Origin of the sequence: Vibrio salinus, assembly GCF_021272385.1 — a bacterium.
Classification (GTDB): domain Bacteria; phylum Pseudomonadota; class Gammaproteobacteria; order Enterobacterales; family Vibrionaceae; genus Vibrio; species Vibrio salinus.
The window spans coordinates 1059679-1082529 of sequence record NZ_JAJSDZ010000010.1 but is presented as its reverse complement, the minus strand read 5'-3'; the positions used below and the strand labels follow the sequence as shown (position 1 = coordinate 1082529).

The following is a 22851-nucleotide window of genomic DNA, read 5'->3' as shown; positions in this document are numbered from 1 at the left end:
CTCATAAAATGTATATACATTGTATATATAGTCTATATACAAAAATAAGAGAAATATTCTCTGAGAAAAGAATGAAAAAAGTCTGTGGATGGTTATTTGTGTGATTCTTATTCCAAATAATTAATGAGTGGAAAGAGACGCGCGGGGAACGTATCAGGCCATGGCATGCATTTGCCATAACCTGATTTGTTTAAATTATCCGATAATGAAAGACCAATTAAGTCAGCATCCGTATTTCTCATTTACATAGCATTCGAATTGCCGGCACATTTCTTCATCTGAGAGTGTGTTATCGCAGATAGTTGATTGTCCATCAACAATTTTTATGGTGGCGTTTAACGGGGATATTTTAGCTCTTGTCCGAGTGTTGAGTGATGTGATTTTTTTTTGCTCATAGAGCCAGGCATCTTCTGCTGATAAATTACAGGCATCAGCCAGATGTTTGGCGCAGAATTTTTCGCCGGTCAGGCTTTCAATTGTTTGACTGTGAGATATGTGATTGCCCTTGTGCCAATAGTGCTTAGCCAGAAGAGGGCCGATTTCCGGGTTATCAGTAAGATATCCGAATTTTTCAGTAAAGTAGGCTCTGGTTTGATATACCGCCATATGAGCCAGAAGGTACCCCTGATAAGAACAGGCTGATTCATCGGATAAAAGGTGTGGAATGGCCAGTAGTGGCCGGGGACTGCACTCCAGACCAAGAATATTTTTTTCCATATTACGGGCTAAATTGGTAATGTTTTCGGGCGTTAGTTCGTCGTCAGTTAACTGATATAAAGCACGTTCAAAATAGGGCACAACTAATATGCTGCGTTCACCATATGCTTTAAACGGTTGTCTGCAGTAGACCATTTTTTTTATGATATCATCGGGAACAGCGTCGCCGGATGCGTTAATAGCATATTGTTTGAGCCAGTCAGCATCCGTTAGCAGGCTGTCACAGAACATTGACTGAGTTTCGGCATAAGCCATAGATGTTGGAGCAAACTCCTGAGAGAAACAGGGCGCATTCATCTTTACATTTGCAAAATGGGCAGCATGACCACCTTCATGGAATAATGTGTTTATTCCATCGTACCCACTTCCCATCTGATCAGGCTTGGCATTACTTGTGAAATTAACTTTGGCTGGGACCCAGAGATTTTGATCATAGAAAGCAGGAACCGGACCATGGCAGAATCCGTTTTGATATTTGCCTTTACGATCCAAAAGATCCAGAGTCAGTTCAGCTTCGGAATAATTAATGTTAAGACGACCAAAAGAATCAACCCAGTGACGAAGTGATTTTGAGAAAGGAACGTAAGAATCCAGTTCCCGCATGGCATCTCCTGAATATGAAAAAGCAAAGTTGTGTCCGGTCAGTGCCGGTTTTCCTTTTTTATTTGATAAATCAGCCAGACTTTTAAGATGGTTTTGGCGTGTCTGTTGTTCAAAATCATCCAGAATTACAAACAATTCTTTTGCTGACATTTGTTCTGTTTTAACAACGGAATAATCAAAGAAAGAATCGTATCCCAGTGCGTGGGCAAATTTATTTCTTAGCTTAATAAGTTCAATAAATCCATTTTGCAGTAACCATTGTTCAAGTTCCAGTAGTGCGGAATGAGCCGATTTTCTTACTGTTTCATTATCGGATGTGCGGATCAGTGAGCTGAGTACCGGAAGGGAAGCATCGGTAGATGTCCGTTTTCGTCCCGATACGTCATTGTGTGATTTTGTTTCTTTTCAAATAAGGCGGCTTCAAAATTAATTAATTCTGTTTTCAGTTGTTGTCCTTTTTGTGACTCAATTGCATGTGATTCAAACATGACCAGCCATCCGTTTAATCCGGTTATGGTTGTTTTTCTTTCCAGAGGATTACTTAAAGATTCTGCTTCTTTTATCTGGGATTTTATTTCGCTTATTTTATTCGGGTCTGCTAAAAAATGTATCCAGTCGCTCTGTGCCTTTGCTGCCTGTTCATGATCACCACTGATCCCCATATAGGTATCCCAAAATAGGTCTTCTTTTTTTCGGTGAACCGTCAGGTAGTTGTGGTTGAGCGTGTTTAAATAAGTCGTTGCCGTCATAAAATCTGACCTGTTATTTTGATGAATGCTGATAATGTTACCTTACTCTTTTATTTTGATTATTTAACTGAATATCTAAGAATTTCTAAACTGGTTTTTTCATAATATTCTTTAAATTAATTGCATATGTAAGAGATTGATTTTTTAATTTTAAAAAATAAAGTTTTTTGGTCTATTTATTTTGTTTTTTTGGTTTTTTATATTGGTATAACGTCGTGAGATACTGAAAATCGAATTTATAATGTGAATCTTATCATAAAACTTGTTGCTCATTTTTTGTATAGCTGACTATGCTTAAACTGATAATAAATGACATTTCTAATAAAAATTAAGTGGATTAACGTACCGTTGCGTCAGGGGATTTACATGAAATGGCTGAATAATCGCTCCATAAACGTGAGAATGATGATCATAATTTTGATAATGTCGCTATTAAGCTTGGCCATTGCAGGTTATGGTTTATTTAAGATGAAGCAGATAGCTTATGAGATTAAGGGGGTTGCCGATGAAAACATTCCTTTAATTCAGCTAACCAGCGACATTACGGTTCAACAGCTTCACAGTGCCGTTATCTTAGAAAAAGCGCTACGGGTATTGGATGTTTCAGAGTCTGAAACTGCCAGCTATATAGGAAGGCTAAAAACTCAGTTTGAGTCTCTTTCCCGTCGTTTTGATGACGAAATTCTGGAAGCAAAAGCATTAATGAATGATGCAATTCAGCATGCTCTGACTCCAGAGTTGCAGCAAAAAGCAATGACGCTAAATCATGATTTGGAAGGTATTATCCGTCATCATAAGAATTATGAAGAGCAAGCGACGACTGTTTTGCAACTGATCGTATCAAAACAAGATGATTCTTTGATCTATTCTAATTTGAAACGAGTAGAAAGCCTCCAAGATATGCTCAATTCTGAGTTGTCAAATTTTTTAACTCAGGTTGAAACACTAACCAAAGATGCCGTGATTAAGACTAAGCAGGATGAAGAGTATGCTTTTATAGGGATGTTATCGATCGCACTGGTTTCTTTATTTTTAGGCATGACGATTGGTTTACTCATTGCAAGGCAGATGATTCATTCTTTAAGGAAAGCGTGTTATGTTGCAGAGGAAGTGGCCAGAGGGAATTTTACCGTTGAAATTGACGACAGCCAAAACGATGAAATTGGTCTGTTACTGAAAGCTTTAAACAAGACGTCCCGGTCATTAAATTCAGTAGTTCATACGATTAAATCCGCTACTAATACTATTGCTGAAACGATCACTGAACTGGCAACCGTGTCCAAAGCTAACCGTGATGCCATCAATGTTCAGCAGGATAGTACCGATCAGGTTGCAACAGCGATGCATGAAATGGGTATTACGATCACGGAAGTGGCCCAAAATGCATCGAATGCAGCGGCCTCAACGCAATCAGCAGAAAATTATATTTCACAGAGTTTTAAGCAAATTGAAACGACTAGAAAAATCACGAATGATCTTGTCGAGCGCTCAGAAAAATCCAAGTTACTTGTTGAAGATCTACAGAAAAGCTCAGAACAAATACAAAATTTTGTGACAGAAATTAATGCGATTGCGGAACAGACTAACCTGTTGGCACTTAATGCTGCCATTGAGGCTGCACGGGCCGGTGATCAGGGGCGTGGCTTTGCGGTTGTTGCAGATGAAGTCAGAGCATTGGCAACCCGTAGCCAGGAGGCGACGAAGCAAATTTATGAATTGATAGAAAAACTGGTTACAAATTCCGGTTCAACTGTCGAGAGTATACAAAAAAACAGTGAAGGTATTACCGAGGTTTCTGCGCTCATTGATGAATCCCGGGAAGGTATCAGCGAAATATCAAATGTTGTACATTCATTGACTGACGCTAGTGCTCAGGTTGCGGCGGCGAATGAGCAGCAGGCTTCGGCGTCTGAGGAAATTAGTCAGAATATGGTTGGTATCAAAGATACCGGTGAGTTGATCGTCCATTCCGCAGAGGAGGCCGAAGTGGCCAGTGAAGCCTTGTCTAAACTTGCTCATGACTTACAGGATGCGATGAACAAGTTTAAAGTGAAAGCGGATATTTGATCTGAACGGAGATCATTTTAGGGATTGGTCATAATGAGAATTGCGGCGTTATATGATATTCACGGCAATCCATTCGCGTTGCAAGCCGTTTTGCAGGATTTAACAAAATGGAATGTGGACCGGATGGGGATGTGGTTGCTGGTCCTATGCCTGCAAAAACGCTGGAAATACTTAAAGGAGTGACCACCCCGGTTGATTGTATTTTGGGTAATGCGGAAAATGAGTTGTTCCGATGCATTTCCGGTAAGACGATTGGAGGCTTGTCTGCTTATTCAGACGAAGTGACAAGGTGGGTTTCAACACAACTTTCAGCCAGTGATATTGATTATTTGATGACCTGGACAGACATCAAAACAATGGCCGTTGAAGAGATCGGAGAGGTGTTATTTTGTCATGCCACACCATCCAGCGATCTGGATATTTTCACCACTGAAACACCGAAAGATTGCCTGCATCAGCTTTTTAAAAATGCGAGTGAAACACTCATTGTTTGTGGTCATACTCACATACAGTTTGATATAAACATCGGGCAAAAAAGAGTGGTCAATGCTGGTAGTGTCGGAATGCCAACCAGCCAAAAAGGGGCGGATTGGTTATTGATCGATAATTCTCAAATCCATTTTATTCACTCCAGTTACAATTCAGAGGACGCGGTAATGAATATGATGAAAACCAGTTATCCAGGTATCTCAAATTTTGTTGAAAATAACATATTGCATGCGCCGTCAAATAAAGCCATGTTAGAAATGTTATCTACGCTGGAAACACAACAGAATCAATAGGGAAGATTACCTATTCTATCCCCAATGCTCTCAAAATCGCTGTTATAAATGCGGCTGACAACACGATAATCAAAAAAGGCATTTTTCGGTAGGCAAATACTGCTGCTATCAACACGCCGGCAACATGAGCGTGGCCGGCATACAAGTTGCCGTCAAAAATGGTTGAGATGACCGCAACGGAAAACAGTAAAACGGTACTGAGTTCCGAGGTGATTGCTTTTATCGTCTCGGGGAAATGGAAGCGTCGGCCTAAAACGGGGCCTGCCAGCCTGAATAGATAGGTGCCTACAGCCAAAAGGGCAATGCCGGTAATGATATGTTGGTTCATGAGACTTTTCTCCCGATATAAACGCCGGTTAAAGATAAAAGAGCCGGCAAACCAATCGGTAAAAATGGAACGGCTGCGACGGCGATAATCGAGCCCGATGCGGCAGATATGACATTGGTGACCGATTTTATATTGGGTAATACCAGTGCAAAAATAATGGCCGGAAACATGGCATCTAATCCCAGGGCCGAAGTATCTGTAATCAAACTTCCCAATGTTCCGCCCAGGAATACCCCTAAAGGCCATACAATTAAAATTCCGACGCCACACAGCCAGTATGATAATTTTTGCTCGTAGTAAGACGGCTGGTTTAACCCAAACACAACACTTTCGTCATTCATGATATGGCATCCTAAGAGGGCAGAAATGCCATTTCCAACACAGTCTTTCACTGCCAGCCCAAAGGGGAGGTGTCTTGCATTGACAAGCAAACCGGCAAAAGCCGCCGATACCGCACTGCCACCACTGGCGACGATCCCGATAAAGAGAAATTCGGATGCTCCCGCCAGTACGAGTATCGATAAGGTCAGTGGAACCCACAATTCAATTCCCGAGCTGACAGAAACGGCGCCATATGACAGACCGACCAGTCCGTCAGCCAGACAGACAAAGGCAATATTTCTCAGAACACGTCGCTCTTTGAGACTGATGTAGCTTTTTTTCATGACAACCTCTTATATAAAACGGTTGTCTGATATAATGAACGCAGAAATTCATCAAGTCAAATCGAACGATCGTATTTTATAATGAACAACTTTAACGAAAATGGTAAAAAAACGGCTCCGATTGAGATCATCGCCTCTTCCTTAGAAAGAGAACGTCGTAAAGCAGGTCTTTCTATTGCCGAAGTATCGAGAAGGGCAGGCATTGCGAAATCAACCTTATCTCAGTTAGAAAGTGGTGTCGGCAACCCGAGCCTTGAAACACTATGGTCTCTGTGTGTTGTTCTGGACATTCCTTTTGCGCGTCTGATTGAGCCTCAAAAGCCGGATGTTCAGGTTCTTCGGAAAGGTGAGGGCGTGTCGGTTGTCTCCGAGCAAACGGATTATATTGCGACCTTATTGGCTACCTGTCCATCGGCCGCAAGGCGTGATATCTATCTGCTCGTCGTCCAGCCGGGGAATCCAAGGATGTCCAGTCCTCACACAACCGGTGTGATTGAACATATTATTATTTCACAGGGCAAAGCTTTGGTCGGTTTGGCGGATGATCCTGTGGAGCTGAATCCGGGGGATTACATTTCCTATCCCGGTGATGTTCCCCACATATTTCAGGCGTTAGAGCCCGATACGGTGGCGGTTTTGGTACTGGAGCAAAGTTAAAAACCGACGGCGTTCACTCTGTATGCATGAAATGGCAAAACATACAGAGTGAAGTCGGTTACACCGCTCTTCCATCTTCTATCGTATGAGCATGAGGGAAAGTATCGACGGGGCCCTGGATAACGAGAAAATAAAGGTCGTCATCCGATGGGTTTCTCAGGATTCGAACGCCGTCTGGTGCCACTTTTATTGCTGTCCCTTCTTTCACCGGAATGGGGTTTTTATCCACTTCAAATTGCCCGCTACCTCGTAAAAACACATACACCTCTTCATTATTGACGTGCCTGTGATAGAAAGGCACTTCGGAATGAGGCGGAAGTGTATTGAGCGAAATAATGCTTCCCGTACACTCTAAAACCTGACTCAAAAACAGTTTTCCTTTGGCTTCCAGAGGAATTCGCTCGTGAGTAAATGTGCATTCGTCTAAATCAGAAATGTGCTTGAACTGACAGACTGAGTAATTGTGCTCATGTTGTATGTGAACGTTTTCGGAGATCATAATTCCACCTTATTGCATTTGCCAAACATGCTGGTAGCCTAAAAGACATCACTATATGTTCAAGGTAATATTTTGATTCGGGGGAATTATGGCCTGGCCAAAGGACAGAAAATCAGAAAGCCGACAACAGATCCTGAATAGTGCGGCACAGTTATTTACCGCTTATGGCTATGAGAGAATTTCAATTGGGGATGTGATGAAAGCGGCGGGAATGACACACGGAGGCTTTTACTCACATTTTTCATCTAAAACGGAATTGTATTGCGAGGCATTGCTTCATGCGGCCAGACTGAGTAAGCGTTCTCACTGGGATGAAGATAAAAACCGGGTATTTAAAAACTACCTGAGCATGGTGCACGTTAAATTGGAAGCGCCGTCTTGCCCATTGGCATTTTTATCGACCGACGTGGCTTCTAAGGAAGAATCCATAAAAGAGGCCTATACCGGGGTATTCAAACATTTTGTGGATTTGATTGACCCGGAAAATCGACCGGAAAACAAGACTAAGTCGTACGCAATTTCGGCATTGATGATTGGCGGTGTTGCGATAGCACGGGCGTTAAATGATGAAGCATTGGCTCAGAGCGTACTGTATTCCTGTTTTGAAGCCTGTAAACAGATTTCGGATGATAACGAATAATTTTAATCAATTGTCATTTCTTTATATTTGATATTGCCATTTGTACAAACATATTTTCCAGCTCATTCCATCCTTCTTCTGACTGAATAGGGATGCCGGAAAAGACGGATTCATTCTGTGACCGGATGATGAGGTAATTCAGGCTGGCCCCAAAAATGGCCCCGAAAGCAGTCAGCGACGTGATATTGAATGTGTCGGTTTGCATCAGAAACTGATAAAGAGAAATGGCGTGTTGCTCTCTTGCTTCCGCCAGAATTTTACAGACCGGTGAAGACTCAACCAGCTCCCAGACCAGGATGGCGGCAACGGCCTTGCGTTTTTTGATCGCCCTGATGTGCTGGCGGATCAGCATGGCGATGGATTCATCCGGATTATCACGAAAATTGTCCAACGTTAAGGTTCCTAAGCTTTCCTGCAAATCCGGCCAAAACTCACCGCCTTCAGCGTAGGCGGTGGCCAGTCCTTCCAGACCACCAAAATACCGATAGATAAGTACCTTGTCGACATTCGCACAAGAAGCGATATACCGTATTTTAAGCTGATGAAATCCCTCGTTAACCAGAATGTTTTCGAATGCGTCTACAATTCTTTTTTTTGTTAATTCTTTATTTTTCAATGCCATAAGTATTAAAATTTTTATGTCTGGGTCTTTTCAGAAAAGAGTGCTTTACAGTTTATACATCTTCTTACACAATGTCACCAAGTGGTGACATTGTTTGGAGATTACGATGAAAAAATTCATATTGGGTATGTTGTCCTTAAGCGGGGTTATGTTCAGCGCTTCTTCCTTTGCCAGTAGCGGGATAAAGGCAGGGGTTGAAATTGATGCTGTACCTTATTTTCTGGGAGGGTATTACGCTTCCGTCGGGGCCTCCGTTGATCACTGGCAGTTACGCTATGTGACGACAGAATTTGAAACCCCGGATTTTTATCTGCAGGACGGGTTTAAAGATAATAAGGTCGATGTGAATGCGGTGATTCTGGATTATTTTTTAAATGAGGATTTGCGGGGCTGGTGGATTGGTGTTGGTGTAGAAAACTGGCAAGGGAAAGTGAAAGACTCTTCCTCTGATATTGAAAAAAGCTACGATACCAATCTGGTCACGGTAGGGGGCGGATATACATTCTATCTCACCGAACACCTTTACCTGAACCCCTGGGTTGGCGTTCATGTGCCGGTATCCGGCGATGATAAAGTGAATTTTTCCGATCGCTCATTTGACGTGAAAACCACCGGAGAAGTCTCCGTGAAGGTGGGGTACAAATTTTAATGAACTGCCGGAGGATAAATCCGGTCCGTTTGCTTATGAGTACCTATTGCTGTGATAAATCACTTACTGGGTGATTTATCACTTATTTTTATGTAAATGAGAAAAATTATCAAAAACTTGCTATTAAGGTTTATTTTTGAGTAAATAATGTTATGTTATAACATTATTGAAAAGTCATGAGTACTCATGACTTTTCTCGTTACAGTGAGAGAGAAGGTAGGATGAAAAGAAGATCCGTATTAACTTCATCCGGCATCAAGCGCGCTCTGACGTGCTGTTTTTTAATTGCAATATTGTGGTTGGCAATTTATTGGGCGGTATTATTACCATGATTAAGCTTAGAAATTTAGTGGTTGGTTATCTTGGGCAGGGGTTGGCCGAACCCGTGACCGGTTCCTTTTCTGAGGGCAGCTTAACCGCCATTATGGGAGAGAATGGAACGGGCAAATCCACACTGTTAAAGACCATATGTGGCATTCAGCCGGCAATCGGCGGAGATGTGGAGATAAAGCAATGTGCACGTATGTCCTGGCTTCCCCAACAGGCTGAAATAGACAGAAGTTTTCCGATCACAGTCTTTGATGTTGTGGCAATGGGATGCTGGCCGGACAACGGTATTATTTCTTCTCTGAAATCCAAAGACATTGACAACATTTACTCGGCACTGGATGAAGTGGGTATCACGGATTTGGTCGATTACAACGTCAGCCAGCTATCGGGCGGGCAGTTTCAGAGAATGCTGTTTGCAAGGCTTTTGGTACAGAATGCCGAGATCATGTTGATGGACGAGCCATTTACCGGAATTGACAGCCAGACTCAGAATACCCTCATTCGGTTAATTTGCCAGTTACATGAAAGAGGGAAAACCATCATTGCCGTATTACACAATCCGGAAATGGTGACGGACTTTTTCCCGGAAACGCTCGCGATTAATAATTCGTGCATTCATTGGGGGAATACTCATGAAGTGATGTCGCAGTGTCAGCTGTTTCATCAGCAGGGCCACATAGCACGTTTTGGGTAATCTGAGGGTTGTTGATGTCTAATCATATTTTTGATGCTTTTGTTCAGTTTGGTTTCATGCGCCGCTCTTTGGTGGCCTGTCTGGCTTTGTCTTTGAGTCTGACGCCACTCGGTTTATTTTTGTTACTGCGCCGGATGAGTCTGATTGGTGATGCTTTGTCTCATGCGGTACTTCCGGGCGTCGCAGTCGGGTACCTGTGTGCCGGTATGTCACTGTGGGCCATGGGGCTGGGCGGTTTTCTGGCCGGTCTGATTGTTGCGATGAGTTCGACCTGGATAAGTTCGGCTACCCGTTTGCATGAAGATTCTACTTTTGCAGGCTTATATCTCGGCTCTCTGGCTCTTGGTGTGACGCTTGTGTCGCTGAGAAGCTCCGGAGTGGATTTGTTACATTTGTTATTTGGATCTTTACTGGCCGTTGAGGGATCTTCCCTGATATTTATCGGTATTATTTCAACTGTGACCATTCTGGCGTTGGCGATATTCTATCGGGCCATTGTGTATGAGTCCTTTAATGCGGCATTTTTTCAGGTCAGAAATAAACGGTTTCCATCACTGGTTCATGGTTTGTTTATGGCGTTAGTTGTGATGAATCTGGTTGCCGGTTTTCAGATTCTGGGAACATTAATGACGGTTGGTCTGATGATGTTACCGGCGATTTCCGCCAGATGCTGGAGTAACAATTTGCCGGTTACTTTAGCCCTTGCCGCCACTATTGGCGTGGTGAGTTCATTCTTTGGGCTTTCCTGGTCCTGGTATCAATCGATTCCTGCCGGACCGGCGATTGTCTTAACGGCGTTTATTCTCTTTTTGTTTTCTGTCCTTTGCGGAGCAGAAAAAGGTATTTTCCCTATCCGGAAAAATAAAAAAGCACTTTCAATTAATTAAGGAAGACATTTATGAAAATTTGGCAGACGGCTGCGTTAACAGTAAGTATTGCAATCAGCCCGTCTTTGATGGCAAAGACAGTGAATACGGTTGCAAGTTTTTCTGTGCTGGCAGATATTGTAAAAGAGGTGGGTGGCGAACACGTAAAAGTGACCTCTCTGGTTCAACCTAACGGCGACCCGCATACCTTTGAACCGGCTCCGAAAGACAGCGTTACGATCAAAAACAGTGATGTTGTTTTTGTCAGTGGTTTAGGCCTGGAAGGCTGGATGAACCGATTGGTGAAATCGTCCGGTTATAAAGGTGAGATTGTCACCGCGTCAAACGGCATTAAAACCCGTTCAATGATTGAGGATGGCGAAAAAATTACCGACCCTCATGCATGGAATAGCGCGGCAAATGCGGTTATTTACGCAAGAAATGTGATGAATGCACTGATTAAGGCCGATCCTCAGGATAAAGCGTATTTCAAAAAGCACGGCGAAGTATATATAGAAAAGTTACATAAACTGGATACCTGGGCTAAATCGAAATTTGCATCTATCCCTTCTGAAAAGCGCAAAGTATTAACCAGTCATGATGCCTTTGGTTATTTTGGGGCAGAATACGGAGTGAAATTCCTGGCGCCGGTCGGTTTTTCAACGGAATCAGAAGCCAGTGCAAGTGATGTTGGTCAGCTAATCCAACAGCTTAAAGCTGAGCATATTCATACGTATTTTATCGAAAACCAGACTGATCCACGCTTGGTTAAGCAGATTGCGTCGGCCAGCGGTGCGAAATCCGGTGGTGAGCTGTATCCTGAAGCGCTGACTGACAGCAATGGTGAAGCGCCTACGTATGAAGCCGCATTTACTCATAATGTCGAGACGATTGCCGCTTCTATGCAGTAACGGCGTCACTCTATCACTCATATTGACCATAAAACCGGGTGTTACCTCAACATAACGCCCGGTTTTATTATTAAATCGGTTTGTTGTCATATTTTCCAGCCATACTCTTCCTATGATGGTTTATTTTGAGTAAAAATGGAAAGCTGATGCGAACACCAGTATGTTTAAAAATCTTTTCTTTTTGTTTCCTTCTCTGTGCTCATTTTGTCTTTGGCGCTGATTTGTCCGTTTATCAGACACAAACCCGTTGGGCCGTTTGTCAGTACGACTATGAGAATTCCGATGAGCAGGAAGGCTGTTTTCAGACCCTCATTGAACAGCTTAACCATATTGTGACGTCTGAGCCCGATAATATGGAAATGGCGACCCTGCTTGCGATTAATTATGCTTCTCTTGCCGGTGTAACCGGAGGCATGAAAGGCCTGAGTCTTGCCCGCAAAGCAAAAGATATTCTGGAAAATGTAAACACAAAAAAGCCGGATACGTTGCATGGCGCATCCTACCTTACATTAGGCGCACTGTACTATCGGGCTCCGGGATGGCCAATCAGCTTTGGCAGCAAAAAGAGAGCCCGTACCTTATTAAAAAAGGCGCTGAAAATGAATCCGCAAAGTCTGACGGCTAACTATTTTTATGCGGATTTTCTTGCTCAGCAGGGTAAAGCAGATAAAGCCATCCGTATTTTGCATGATGCATTAAAGATACAGATTAATCCTAAGTACCAATTAGCCGGTGAGGGCCGGAAAAGAGACATTGAAGCATTACTGCTCAAACTGGAAAAGAAACGCTAACCCATTCATTTTATTTTGTCTGTACTAAGCTATAGATATATACCCAAGTAACCTGAATCATGCATCTTCAGGTCGCTTGGGTATATCAGTGAATTGCTTCTGTTGAAACATTTCTTATGAAAGACAAAGGTGATGGTTCGACACAATCGGTATGGAACGGGTGGGTACATGACAACAAAACACAACAATAAAAAGCGCAAGAATAAAAAATTGAGCAAGGATTTTTATGAATCTGAGTTACTCAGGCTTCAGACGGAGTTGGTTGCGTTGCAAAACTGGATCAAAAATTCTGGCAGCAGAGTGGTTGTGATTTTTGAAGGGCGGGATGCCTCAGGCAAAGGAGGGGTTATCAAACGGATAACGCAATGCCTGAATCCCCGGATTGTAAAAACGGTGGCGCTGCCGGCACCGAGTGACCGGGAAAAAAGTCAATGGTATTTCCAGCGCTACGTGCAACACCTCCCTGCCGCAGGAGAGATGGTGTTGTTTGACCGGTCTTGGTATAACCGCGCCGGCGTTGAGCGTGTCATGGGGTTTTGTACCAAAAAAGAGTACCGGGAGTTTTTACGTTCATGTCCTGAGTTTGAACACATGTTGATCCGATCCGGAATAAAACTCATTAAGTATTGGTTTTCTGTCAGCGATACGGAGCAGGAAAAAAGATTTAAGAGCCGGATCCATTCGCCGTTGAAACGATGGAAATTCAGTCTTGTGGATATGGAATCCAGGGCGAAGTGGGTCGATTATTCCAAAGCCAAAGATGCCATGTTTTGCTACACCGACACCAGTTTTAGCCCCTGGTGGGTTGTGGAGGGGGATAATAAGAAAAACGCGAGATTAAATTGCATCTCTCATTTATTGGATCAGTTTGATTATGAACCTTTGGAACTGACCGAGATTGAATTGCCGACGATTAACCACTCAGGTTATGTCCGAGCTCCAATTCATAAGAATAACTTTGTCCCTGAAAGGTATTAGTCGTTTAAAAATGATTGACAGTAAATTTATTATGAGAAAAATGCATAATTTATTAAATAGAGTATACCCAATGTTATAAGACGAGAGAATTATATGAAAGAAATAAAAAGCGCTAATTTGCCTATGGAACATGAGAGTGGTCGGGGGGAAATTAAGGATAATGCATTAAAAGCGGTTATTACCAGTCAGTTATTTAAACTCAGAATTGAAAAAGCAAAAAAAGGAAAAGGAAGTTATAGCAGAAAAGGAAAGCATAAGGGAAAAGAGCCCTATTCAAAGGTGGCTTGAAGTAAGTTTTGAATAGGGCTCTTTTGCATTCAGTATCGTTGTCTTCATCGATGGTTGTTATTTTATATGTGTCATAATGCTTCACATAAATGTCATCATATATTTTTATGTATGTGTCAAAATAGATAAGCGGTTAATCATTATAGATAACAGTTCAGTTTTTTTGTCTATTTATATAGAAAGGTACACTATCATGAGTAAACTCACTGAATATCTTGGTATACGTGAAGAATATGTTGATGACTTTGAGTTATTAACTATTGAGTTAAAACAGGATAAAGATAATATTTCAAATAGTTATTATTTTTATGTCCCTGAAAATACATCTGTAGAGCTTCTTGAAGAAATGGATTGGCTGACGGGGTTATGTATTAAAAATATTCCTGAGAGTGTTGTACAAGAGCTCTCTGAAATTTTGTGATATAAGTTTTAAATTTAATTTATTTATTGAAAGATTTCTGAAATCATTCAATATTCATTAAACTGACAATTTTCCCTGTCATTCTGATTGTAACTCTCATGTTACAGGAGCAGACAATGAAAACAACAGGGATTCTTAAGACACTATTTTTTACCTCTTTAATTAGTTTGAATGCACAGGCTGCTGAATTAACAGCACATGAATTTACTATTCCTCTTGATACTTTCAATACACCTCATGCACTGAACCTTTCCGTGGGTGTTGGTAGCGGTGCCTATCACCGGCCAGGTGATCCTGATAATGTGATTTACACTATCACAGATCGTGGGCCAAATATTCCATGCAAAAAAGCAGAAAAACTGATTGGTGAAAAGCTTTGTGCAAAAGGAAAAATTTTTCCGGATCCAAATTTCTCACCATCTATATACAAATTGAAAGTCACTGATAATGGGGTGAAAATTTTACAACGAATTCAAATAAAAACTTCGAAGAAAATATCCGTTACTGGCATCTCAACGCCTGAAACAGAATCGGCTTTTAACCTGAAAGGACAGAAATTGTTTGATGACCCTAATGGTGTTGATTCAGAAGCTTTGGTGAGAACCAAACGGGGAGATTTTTATATTAGTGATGAATACGGGCCTAGTATTTTACATTTGTCTGCAGATGGAACTGTTATTGAGCGTTGGATTCCCGAAGGAACTCAACCTCGATTTGCCGGAGCCAATTACCCTGTACGAGCCAGATTGCCGTCCATTTTAGCAAAGCGTCATCTGAATCGGGGGATCGAATCGATCAGTTTGTCACCGGACGAGCAGTTTTTATATTTCGCCATGCAAAGTCCGCTAGATAATCCGGACGTCAGTACGTACAAAACGTCCCGAAACATCCGGTTATTTAAAGTAAAACGTACTTCCGGCGCAATCATTGGTGAGTACATTTATCACTTAGATACACCGGAAACATTTAGAAAAGATAATGAAAAGAAAGCCCGTAAACAAAGTGATGTTAAGATCAGTGATATGGTATCGAATGGACAGGATAAATTGATTGTTTTGGAAAGAATCAGTAAAACAACCAAGTTTTACCAAATTGATCTTAAATCAGGAATAAAAATAGCCAGGAAGTGGGATAATACTTCCACATCGCCATCTCTGGAGCAGGAAGAAACATTACCAGTGCTTAAGAAAGCGCTGATATTAACGACAGATAATATTGATAATGCTCCGGATAAGATTGAAGGTGTTGCCTACGTGAACCCTAAATTATGGTACTTAACAAATGATAATGATTTTGGTATTGAAGGACAGCCCAGCTACGTTGTCAAAGTGGAATTCTGACCGGTATCAGCCACTAAATAACTCAGAGTAAATGCAGAAGAGTGTCTGAATTTTATTTCAGGCACTTTTCGTTATATATGACTTCGCAAAATAGCCATCAAATGATTCACATTCCATATAAATTGACAACTAATCATAAAATTCGCTGGCAAGATAACGCTCCCACTGGCTGATTCAAACTATCATAAATACTGAACTTCTTGATATGCAGGAATCATCATGAGATTTGTGACTATTTTTGTTTTTTTGTTTTTTTCTCTGCTATCAGTGGCCTCTGAAACGGCAACTCAGATCGTCGATAGATCTGACAGACAGATGCAGGGGAAGTCCAGCTACAGTGTGGCAACCATGAGGATTGTCCGTCCGGACTGGACGCGCAGTATGACAATGAAAAGCTGGACTAAAGGGCGGGATTATTCACTGGTTCTGGTCACCGCTCCGGCGAAAGACAAAGGTAGTGCTTCTCTGAAACGTTTCCGGGAAATGTGGAACTGGGTACCAGCGATAGAGCGGGTGATCAAAATAGCACCATCAATGCTGAGTCAGTCCTGGATGGGTTCCGACTTCACCAATGACGATCTGATTAATCAGTCATCGATTGTGGTGGATTACCGGCATCAACTGATTAAACAGGAACCGTTTGACGGTGAGATGACGTATGTCATTGATGCCATCGCAAAACCTGATGCACCGGTGGTCTGGAGCCGGGTCAGGTTATGGATTTCCACGGAAACCTACCTGCAACGCAAAGTTGAGTTCTTTGATGAGTTTGAAGAACTGATCAATACCATGAAAACCTTCGATATCCGCCAGATGGGGGGACGGATGATTGCCAGCCGGATGGAGATGTATCCGGCCGATAAACCAGGCTACAAAACCGAATTTATCACTCATGAAGCGCAGTTTGATTTTGAGATTGACACTGGCTTCTTTTCTCTGAATCAGATGAAATCACTTAGGGATTAGCACGATGTTGCTCAGATTGGCATGGCGGAATCTCTGGCGGCAAAAACGGCGAACTCTGCTGACGGCTTCAGCGCTGGCTCTGGCCTTGCTGCTTTCTCTGATGACCCGCGCCTTGCAGGAGGGCAGTTATGCCCTTGGGATTGACCATGCTGCCCGTTTTTATACCGGCCTGATTCAACTGCAAAATCCTGATTATGCCGATAGTCTGAGTATTGATGATTTGTTGCCGTATTCAGACGACTTTATCCGCCCGGTACAGGAGCATCCTGACATTTCAGACCGGTTGCCACGCCTTGAATCTTTCGCGCTGGCAGCGGTAGATGAGCATTCCAGAGGGGTGATGGTGATTGGGGTGATCCCTGAACTGGAAGAGGGGTACTCGAATCTGAGTCGGAAACTGATAAGTGGCGTCTTCCTGACGGAGAAGGATACGCAGATTTTGATTGGTCAGGGATTGGCGGAATATTTTCATTTATCTGTCGGGGATGAAATGGTTCTCTATGGTCAGGGATATCGCGGACAAACCGCTGCCGGGGTTTACCGGGTCAAAGGCATCCTGCATTTCCCGATGCCACAGTTGGACAGGCAGTTGGTTTATATGCCGCTCCAGCTGGCGCAAACCCTGTACAGTACCGGCGATCAGGTCAGTGCGTGGGTATTGCATACGCATTATCTGGCTGCGTTGCCACAAATCATCAGGGATCTTCAGGCCCTTTATGGCAGTCAGGTGAATGTGCGGAGCTGGCAGGATCTGTCACCTGAGCTGGCGCAGCAGATTTTGATGGATAAAGTCAGCGGAATTGTCATGATCTATGTACTGTACGGGATCGTTGGCTTTGCGCTGTTTGCGACTGTGTTGATGATGATTCTGGAACGTCAGCGTGAATTCGCAGTGATGCTGGCGACCGGGATGTCTCGCGGGCGGTTGGTGCGGCTGGTGATCACCGAATCGGTATTACTTTCCTTGCTGGGGATTTTTCTTGGCATGCTGGTGGCTACGCCTATCCTGATTTACTTCTGGTTTTATCCGATCGAAATGACCGGTGAAGCGGCGCAAATGATGCTCGAATCTGGCTTTGAACCGATTCTTCCGGTGTCGCTAAATCCACAGCTGGTCATTGATCAGGTAATTGCCGTCATGGTGTTACTTATCATCAGTCTGGTTTATCCGTTACTGAGAATCTCCCGGCTAAAGATTGTTTCTGCGCTGAAAGGGGGGACTCATGCTTATTAAACTGGCATGGCGTAACCTGTGGCGCAACAAGTTACGAACCAGTGTGATGCTGGGCGCTATGATGTTTGGCATGATGGGAGCAGCGGTGATTACCGGGTTTATGTCCGGCATGCTCGATAACATGGTGCATAACGCAATTGACTGGCAGATAAGCCATCTTCAGATTCATCATCGTCAGTATGTGAAAAATCCGGATATTCAGGTGACGATTGCAGATTCGGACGCATTACTTGGGCAACTGGCGCAAAACCCGGCCGTTCAGGCTTTTTCGGCCCGGTTTCTGATTGACGGGATGATTGGCTCGGCCCGGAGTTCAAAAGGTGTGCGGATTAACGGGATCAATCCTCCGGCAGAAGCCCGGCTGACACCACTTGAAGACAGTATTATAAAGGGTGCATGGTTTTCAGAGGTCGGCCGGAAACCCATCCTGGTATCTGTTAAAACTGCCAGGCGGCTTAAACTGAGAATCAAGTCCAAGGTGGTGCTGACATTTACTAATGGTCAGGGGGAAGTTACGGGGTCTGCGTTCCGGGTGCGCGGTATCTTTCAGACACCATCCAGTCAGTTTGATGATAACAATGTGTTTGTCCGGAGAGTCGATCTGAGAAACATTGCCGGCATGACTGGTATTCATGAAATTGCGGTTTTAGCAATGTATCCGGGAGAGGTCGATGATTTGCAACCGCTGGTGCAACTGAGAGATCAAATTACCGCCATCACTTCCACACAAAATCTGGTACAGGACTGGACTCAGGTACAGCCGTTACTGGCTTCGATGCTGGCAACTACAAATACCAGTTCCACCATTATTCTGGGTGTGTTTATCCTGGCTATGGGACTGGGGATTGTGAATGTGATGCTTATGTCTGTCTTTGAGCGGACTCAGGAGTTCGGTGTTCTGATGGCGGTTGGGATGCAGAAATACCAGTTATTCGGACTGATCCTGTCAGAAAGTTTCTGGCTGGGTATTTGCGGGGCTCTGCTGGGGCTGGCTGGATGCGGTGTATTGATCTTTGTGCTGCAACAGACCGGTCTGCCGTTGGGCAGTATGGCTGAAGGGTTGGGGGCTTACGGGATTGACACTGTTCTTTATCCCAGAGTGTCGCCAACAGAATATCTGGTGATGTTTGGGACTGTTGTGCTTTCTGCATTACTGGCGGCTTTATATCCAGCCCGGCAGATTTTAAAACAACGCCCGGTTGACGCAATGGCGGAGAAACATTAATGGCAATTGAAATCAGTCAGTTAAATAAAATTTATAATCCGGATACGGATTTTCCGGTACATGCGGTGAAAGCGCTAGACCTGACGATTCAAGCGGGAGAATTTGTTGCGATTATGGGGCCATCCGGTTCAGGGAAAACGACATTACTTAATTTGTTGAGCGGTTTGGATAATCCGACTTCCGGGACAGTTTGTATTAATGGTTGCTGCCTGAACGAACTGAGTGAAAAACAGCTGAGTGCTTTTCGCCGTGACAACATCGGATTTATTTTCCAGGACTACAGTTTGTTACCGGTGCTGACTGCTATGGAAAATGTTGAGTTTGTTATGCAGTTGCAAGGAAAAAGTGAACTGAAATGCCGCCAGAGAGCGACAGAACTGCTGGCGCAGGTTGGTCTTGCAGAACTACAACATAAACGTCCGGCAAACCTCTCCGGTGGACAGCAACAGCGGGTGGCCGTGGCGAGGGCACTTGCATCACATCCACAATTTGTGATGGCTGATGAACCAACCGCAAATCTTGATGCTCAAAGCACTGCCGGGTTGTTGGATATTATGCAACAACTGAACGAAAAGGAAGGGATCACGTTTATTTTCTCTACTCACGATCCGCGGGTAATTACCAGAGCCCGGAGGGTGATCGTTTTTGAAGACGGTCAGTTAAAAGAAGATAAGTTTCATGTTGGCTGAGTTTTGTCATTTTTTCTTTCGGAGCTTTCCGATTGTTGCAGTACAAGTGGTACTAGCTATTATTTCGATAAGCGGCTTAGTACAAGGAGCCGTTCCCGGTCTGAACCCTGAAAAGAGTTGGGATGTTTCTGGCTATGTAACATATAGAACAATGGTTTCTTATCCAGAGAACAACGCTCATTCACTTGACCATATATTGCATCAGCGACTAAATGCAGAATATCGTTTGCATCCGAATTGTCGACTTAATGCAGGACTCAGAAACCGGTTGATTTTTGGGGACACCGCAAAGAATTCGCGGTATAGGTCGTGGATAAATGAAGACTACGGTTATTTTGACTGGTCCTCTAATTGGTTAGAAGAAAAAGGGTGGGTTGGGAATAGTCAAGTTGACCGGTTTAATTTTACATGGAATCAAAAAAACTGGCAGGTGAAAGGAGGACGACAACGAATTAATTGGGGAATGGCAACGATCTGGAATCCTAACGATTTGTTTAACACTTATTCTCTTTACGAAATTGATTACGCTGAACGACCGGGAACAGATGCGGTATTGGTTAGCTATAAAACCGGTTATGCCAGTGGGGTAGAAGTGGCATTTAGCCCGGATGAGGATAGTGAACAAAATAGTTGGTCTGGTCGATATTTTTTTAATGCGAGAGGTTGGGATATTCAGTTACTAGGAGGTAAATCCGGGCTGGATCACGTATTGGGAGCCGGTTTTTCCGGAAATATTAAAGGGGCTGGTTTTAGGGGAGAACTGAGTTATTTTCAGCCTGACCATCACTACCGACAAGGCAACAATCTTGAACAGACAGTGGCCGCGACAGTGGAAGCTGGTTATAGTTTTTCAGGTGAAAGAAATTGGTCAGTAAAAATTGCCTGGCTGTACTTCGGGGAGCCTGATGATGAATTCGATACCGGAACGTTTCTGAGTCAGCCGTTAAGTGTTAGAACTCTGAGCTTCAGCCGAAATAGCTATTATGGAGAAACCGGATTCGATTTGTCGGCATTACTTCGCTTGATTTTCTCCGGTGTCTTCTATCAGGATAACTCTTATTATCTTAGTTTGGCGGGGCAGTACTCATTGGCTGATAACTGGCAGTTGCATAGTGGTATGCAGTATTTCGGCGGTACAGACAACAGTGTATACGGGCAGGAAACGAATACGTCGATTTATCTGTTATTGAAATACAGTTTCTAATAGGTCAGAGATGGATAAGCCTAATTTTTAGGCTACCCGGTTTTTTTGACTGAAATTAAAGCGTGACGTTACCATACGATTAATTTCTTTTAGACTTTCAAGCTTAGGGTGGTTAGGGTTATGGCGTAACAGGTTTTTCATCAGAATTGAAATACTGTACTTAAACTGAAATAAGACATTATCCATACTTTCATTTTCAATGGACAAAGACAGAGACTGGTCTTTCGTTATTGAGTTTACAAGCTGAATGTGGTGAATCATAGCGCTTGGGGCCTCTCTGGAGAGAATGACAAATGATTCTACGTGTTTGCCATTCTGCTTCATTTTATTTGCCAATTCTATTTGCTTTTGCTTTTGTTCAACGGCCGAATGCATTGATTTAATAAGAATGTTCTTTATTGCATCATCAATACTTTTTATGGAGGAGATTTTTTTACTTTCCGTATTCAGCCATTCAGTGAGTAAATCCAGATATCCAAAATAGTAAGCAATAGCGATGATGAGCAACTTTCTATGTGAGTAGCTTGTTTTTTTCCAAAGCTGTATTAGTTTTTTTTCTGAGCAAATGGGGTTTTGGTCATTAATATTATTAATAATTGAATAAAATTGTTGAGTGCTATCTTTAGAATCCTTTGTGTAGAGAAGTAATTCTTCCAGTTTATGGGATATAGCCGGAGGGTTGTTAATGTTTTTCTTTATTATGTTTAATCTTACTTCAAGGTATAAACGGCATTCTTCTACACATAATAATTGTTCATCACTGATGATATTATCAGAGTTGATGCTACTGAAAGTCGATAGTGCTTTATCATATTCACCTGAAGCAATATATAAATAAGCCAGATTGATTGTCGCTGGAATTAAATTTGGATAACGGGTTATCACTTTCTGAATGATCTTAATTGCTGCATCTGTATCACTATTTAGTATAGATTGTTGGGCAGTAATTTCAGAAATCAGGGGATGTTCAGGGAAACCAAGTGCCTCAAATTCATGAGCAATATCCAGAGCCTGATTGAACTGACCTAACATTGAATTGATTTCAATGAGTTTTATAAACAGCCATTCATTTGGTTCTTTAACTCTGAGATCATTAAGCAGATTTATCGCAAAATCGTATTTTTTACAGGTAATATAATGCTCGATTGTGGCTTTAAATACTTCAGTTCTCCATGTGCTTTTTTTCTTCGTCAATAAGTCACATATTTCAAATACATCTGTGAATTTTTCCTGTTCGATTAAACTATGAACAACCGCTAATATTTTTCGTTTTATGAGACTGTCTGCAATCAATGGATTGAACTGGTTGTAATTGAAAGGAATTTCTAAAAAATTATCCACTTGTAAATGATTTATGTCGTCTTCCTCTTTATTGTTGAGTTGTTCTGTAACAAAAATGACAGAACACTCACGTAAATAGAGTTCACATTCCTGATACAAATGTAAGTAATTTTGACAAGCCGATTTTTGCTTAGCGGAATAACGACAGATAATAAGATTAAAAGGGTGTGTTCGTATTAATGCACGAAAAGTAGATAGGCACCCAGCTTTATGGATTTTGCTGTCATAGAAACCCATCTTTTTCAACATGTGTTTAATCTCGCAAGAAAGCATATTGTCTTCTTCGATGATCATCACATTTAAATTTTTAAGTGAGCTGGGGAAATTTATCATTACAACCTAAAAACAATATCTTATGTATTTTTTCTGTTAGATTTTCTACGATTTTAGAGTAGATATAGAATCTGCATGCTAGTTGACACTTTGGTTACAGATCACAATTCGCACACTGTATATAAGAATTAATCTCACTTCAAATACATATTACATTTTGTTTCAAATTTATCAAATGTTAAATTATGTGTGTTATTTTTATGCATTAAATTGCATTTGTAGATGTGGATGAAAAATAGATTATTATTTAATTTGAATTGTT

The 22851-nt window shown here is 42.4% G+C and carries 23 protein-coding genes and 1 pseudogene; 18 read left to right on the top strand and 6 right to left on the bottom strand.

The features are described from left to right. Positions 1-222: 222 nt before the first annotated feature. A pseudogene (locus LRQ06_RS18530) lies at positions 223-2069 on the bottom strand (M3 family metallopeptidase). 468 nt (positions 2070-2537) lie between these two features. Between LRQ06_RS18530 and LRQ06_RS18525 the strand changes: the two are divergent. Further along, positions 2538-4136, top strand: coding sequence for a methyl-accepting chemotaxis protein (locus tag LRQ06_RS18525; protein WP_232768526.1), 1599 nt, complete (start codon positions 2538-2540; stop codon positions 4134-4136). Positions 4137-4243: 107 nt separating this feature from the next. Next, the gene (locus LRQ06_RS18520) at positions 4244-4918 is read left to right on the top strand and encodes a metallophosphoesterase family protein (protein WP_232768525.1); all 675 of its coding nucleotides are present in this window, start codon (positions 4244-4246) and stop codon (positions 4916-4918) included. Between the two features lie 10 nt (positions 4919-4928). Here the strand turns inward: LRQ06_RS18520 and LRQ06_RS18515 are convergent, their stop codons facing one another. Both LRQ06_RS18515 and LRQ06_RS18510 read right to left on the bottom strand, forming a co-directional pair. Beyond that, positions 4929-5246, bottom strand: a complete 318-nt coding sequence (locus LRQ06_RS18515; RefSeq protein WP_232768524.1) for an AzlD domain-containing protein — start codon at positions 5244-5246, stop codon at positions 4929-4931. Beyond that, the gene (locus LRQ06_RS18510; protein ID WP_232768523.1) at positions 5243-5911 is read right to left on the bottom strand and encodes an AzlC family ABC transporter permease; all 669 of its coding nucleotides are present in this window, start codon (positions 5909-5911) and stop codon (positions 5243-5245) included. Before LRQ06_RS18510 ends, LRQ06_RS18515 begins: the two co-directional genes overlap by 4 nt. Positions 5912-5992: 81 nt before the next feature. On the opposite strand from LRQ06_RS18510, the gene LRQ06_RS18505 reads away from it, so the two are divergent. Beyond that, a complete protein-coding gene (locus tag LRQ06_RS18505) occupies positions 5993-6568 on the top strand; it encodes a helix-turn-helix domain-containing protein (RefSeq protein ID WP_232768522.1) in 576 nt (191 codons plus the stop codon). A 58-nt stretch (positions 6569-6626) separates the two neighbouring features. Here the strand turns inward: LRQ06_RS18505 and LRQ06_RS18500 are convergent, their stop codons facing one another. Beyond that, a complete protein-coding gene (locus LRQ06_RS18500; protein WP_232768521.1) occupies positions 6627-7067 on the bottom strand; it encodes a cupin domain-containing protein in 441 nt (146 codons plus the stop codon). Positions 7068-7155: 88 nt separating this feature from the next. On the opposite strand from LRQ06_RS18500, the gene LRQ06_RS18495 reads away from it, so the two are divergent. Next, positions 7156-7707, top strand: coding sequence for a TetR family transcriptional regulator (locus LRQ06_RS18495; protein ID WP_232768520.1), 552 nt, complete (start codon positions 7156-7158; stop codon positions 7705-7707). A 13-nt stretch (positions 7708-7720) separates the two neighbouring features. Here the strand turns inward: LRQ06_RS18495 and LRQ06_RS18490 are convergent, their stop codons facing one another. Continuing rightward, complete coding sequence (locus LRQ06_RS18490; RefSeq protein WP_232768519.1) at positions 7721-8329, bottom strand: TetR/AcrR family transcriptional regulator; 609 nt, start codon at positions 8327-8329, stop codon at positions 7721-7723. Positions 8330-8435: 106 nt separating this feature from the next. Here LRQ06_RS18490 and LRQ06_RS18485 point away from each other — a divergent pair, with 106 nt between their 5' ends. The 14 genes from LRQ06_RS18485 (at position 8436) to LRQ06_RS18420 (ending at position 20915) form a co-directional block, all read left to right on the top strand. Next, positions 8436-8978 carry a hypothetical protein gene (locus LRQ06_RS18485; RefSeq protein ID WP_232768518.1) on the top strand — a complete coding sequence of 181 codons (543 nt, stop codon included), beginning with the start codon at positions 8436-8438 and terminating at the stop codon, positions 8976-8978. A gap of 328 nt (positions 8979-9306) precedes the next feature. Further along, positions 9307-10002 carry a metal ABC transporter ATP-binding protein gene (locus tag LRQ06_RS18480; protein ID WP_232768517.1) on the top strand — a complete coding sequence of 232 codons (696 nt, stop codon included), beginning with the start codon at positions 9307-9309 and terminating at the stop codon, positions 10000-10002. A 14-nt stretch (positions 10003-10016) separates the two neighbouring features. Beyond that, positions 10017-10889: a metal ABC transporter permease gene (locus LRQ06_RS18475; protein ID WP_232768516.1), complete on the top strand. Its 873-nt coding sequence runs from the start codon at positions 10017-10019 to the stop codon at positions 10887-10889. Between the two features lie 11 nt (positions 10890-10900). Beyond that, positions 10901-11779: a metal ABC transporter substrate-binding protein gene (locus tag LRQ06_RS18470; RefSeq protein ID WP_232768515.1), complete on the top strand. Its 879-nt coding sequence runs from the start codon at positions 10901-10903 to the stop codon at positions 11777-11779. Between the two features lie 146 nt (positions 11780-11925). Further along, positions 11926-12570, top strand: a complete 645-nt coding sequence (locus tag LRQ06_RS18465) for a tetratricopeptide repeat protein (protein ID WP_232768514.1) — start codon at positions 11926-11928, stop codon at positions 12568-12570. A gap of 168 nt (positions 12571-12738) precedes the next feature. Beyond that, positions 12739-13548 (top strand): polyphosphate kinase 2, encoded by an 810-nt coding sequence (ppk2, locus tag LRQ06_RS18460; protein WP_232768513.1) that lies wholly within the window; start codon positions 12739-12741, stop codon positions 13546-13548. Positions 13549-13641: 93 nt separating this feature from the next. Next, the gene (locus LRQ06_RS18455; protein ID WP_232768512.1) at positions 13642-13836 is read left to right on the top strand and encodes an alternative ribosome-rescue factor A; all 195 of its coding nucleotides are present in this window, start codon (positions 13642-13644) and stop codon (positions 13834-13836) included. 193 nt (positions 13837-14029) lie between these two features. Next, on the top strand, positions 14030-14257 hold the full coding sequence (locus LRQ06_RS18450; RefSeq protein WP_232768511.1) for a hypothetical protein: 228 nt from the start codon (positions 14030-14032) through the stop codon (positions 14255-14257). Between the two features lie 116 nt (positions 14258-14373). Beyond that, positions 14374-15597: an esterase-like activity of phytase family protein gene (locus tag LRQ06_RS18445; protein ID WP_232768510.1), complete on the top strand. Its 1224-nt coding sequence runs from the start codon at positions 14374-14376 to the stop codon at positions 15595-15597. 219 nt (positions 15598-15816) lie between these two features. Then, on the top strand, positions 15817-16563 hold the full coding sequence (locus tag LRQ06_RS18440) for an outer membrane lipoprotein-sorting protein (RefSeq protein WP_232768509.1): 747 nt from the start codon (positions 15817-15819) through the stop codon (positions 16561-16563). A 4-nt stretch (positions 16564-16567) separates the two neighbouring features. Continuing rightward, positions 16568-17797, top strand: coding sequence for an ABC transporter permease (locus tag LRQ06_RS18435; protein WP_232768508.1), 1230 nt, complete (start codon positions 16568-16570; stop codon positions 17795-17797). Next, a complete protein-coding gene (locus tag LRQ06_RS18430; protein ID WP_232768507.1) occupies positions 17787-19022 on the top strand; it encodes an ABC transporter permease in 1236 nt (411 codons plus the stop codon). The genes LRQ06_RS18435 and LRQ06_RS18430 overlap by 11 nt, the downstream gene beginning before the upstream one ends. Continuing rightward, positions 19022-19711 (top strand): ABC transporter ATP-binding protein, encoded by a 690-nt coding sequence (locus tag LRQ06_RS18425; protein ID WP_232768506.1) that lies wholly within the window; start codon positions 19022-19024, stop codon positions 19709-19711. The genes LRQ06_RS18430 and LRQ06_RS18425 overlap by 1 nt, the downstream gene beginning before the upstream one ends. Continuing rightward, positions 19701-20915 (top strand): hypothetical protein, encoded by a 1215-nt coding sequence (locus LRQ06_RS18420; protein ID WP_232768505.1) that lies wholly within the window; start codon positions 19701-19703, stop codon positions 20913-20915. Before LRQ06_RS18425 ends, LRQ06_RS18420 begins: the two co-directional genes overlap by 11 nt. A 27-nt stretch (positions 20916-20942) precedes the next feature. On the opposite strand, the gene LRQ06_RS18415 is transcribed toward LRQ06_RS18420, so the two are convergent. Further along, positions 20943-22505, bottom strand: coding sequence for a tetratricopeptide repeat protein (locus tag LRQ06_RS18415; RefSeq protein WP_232768504.1), 1563 nt, complete (start codon positions 22503-22505; stop codon positions 20943-20945). Between the last annotated feature and the right edge of the window lie 346 nt (positions 22506-22851).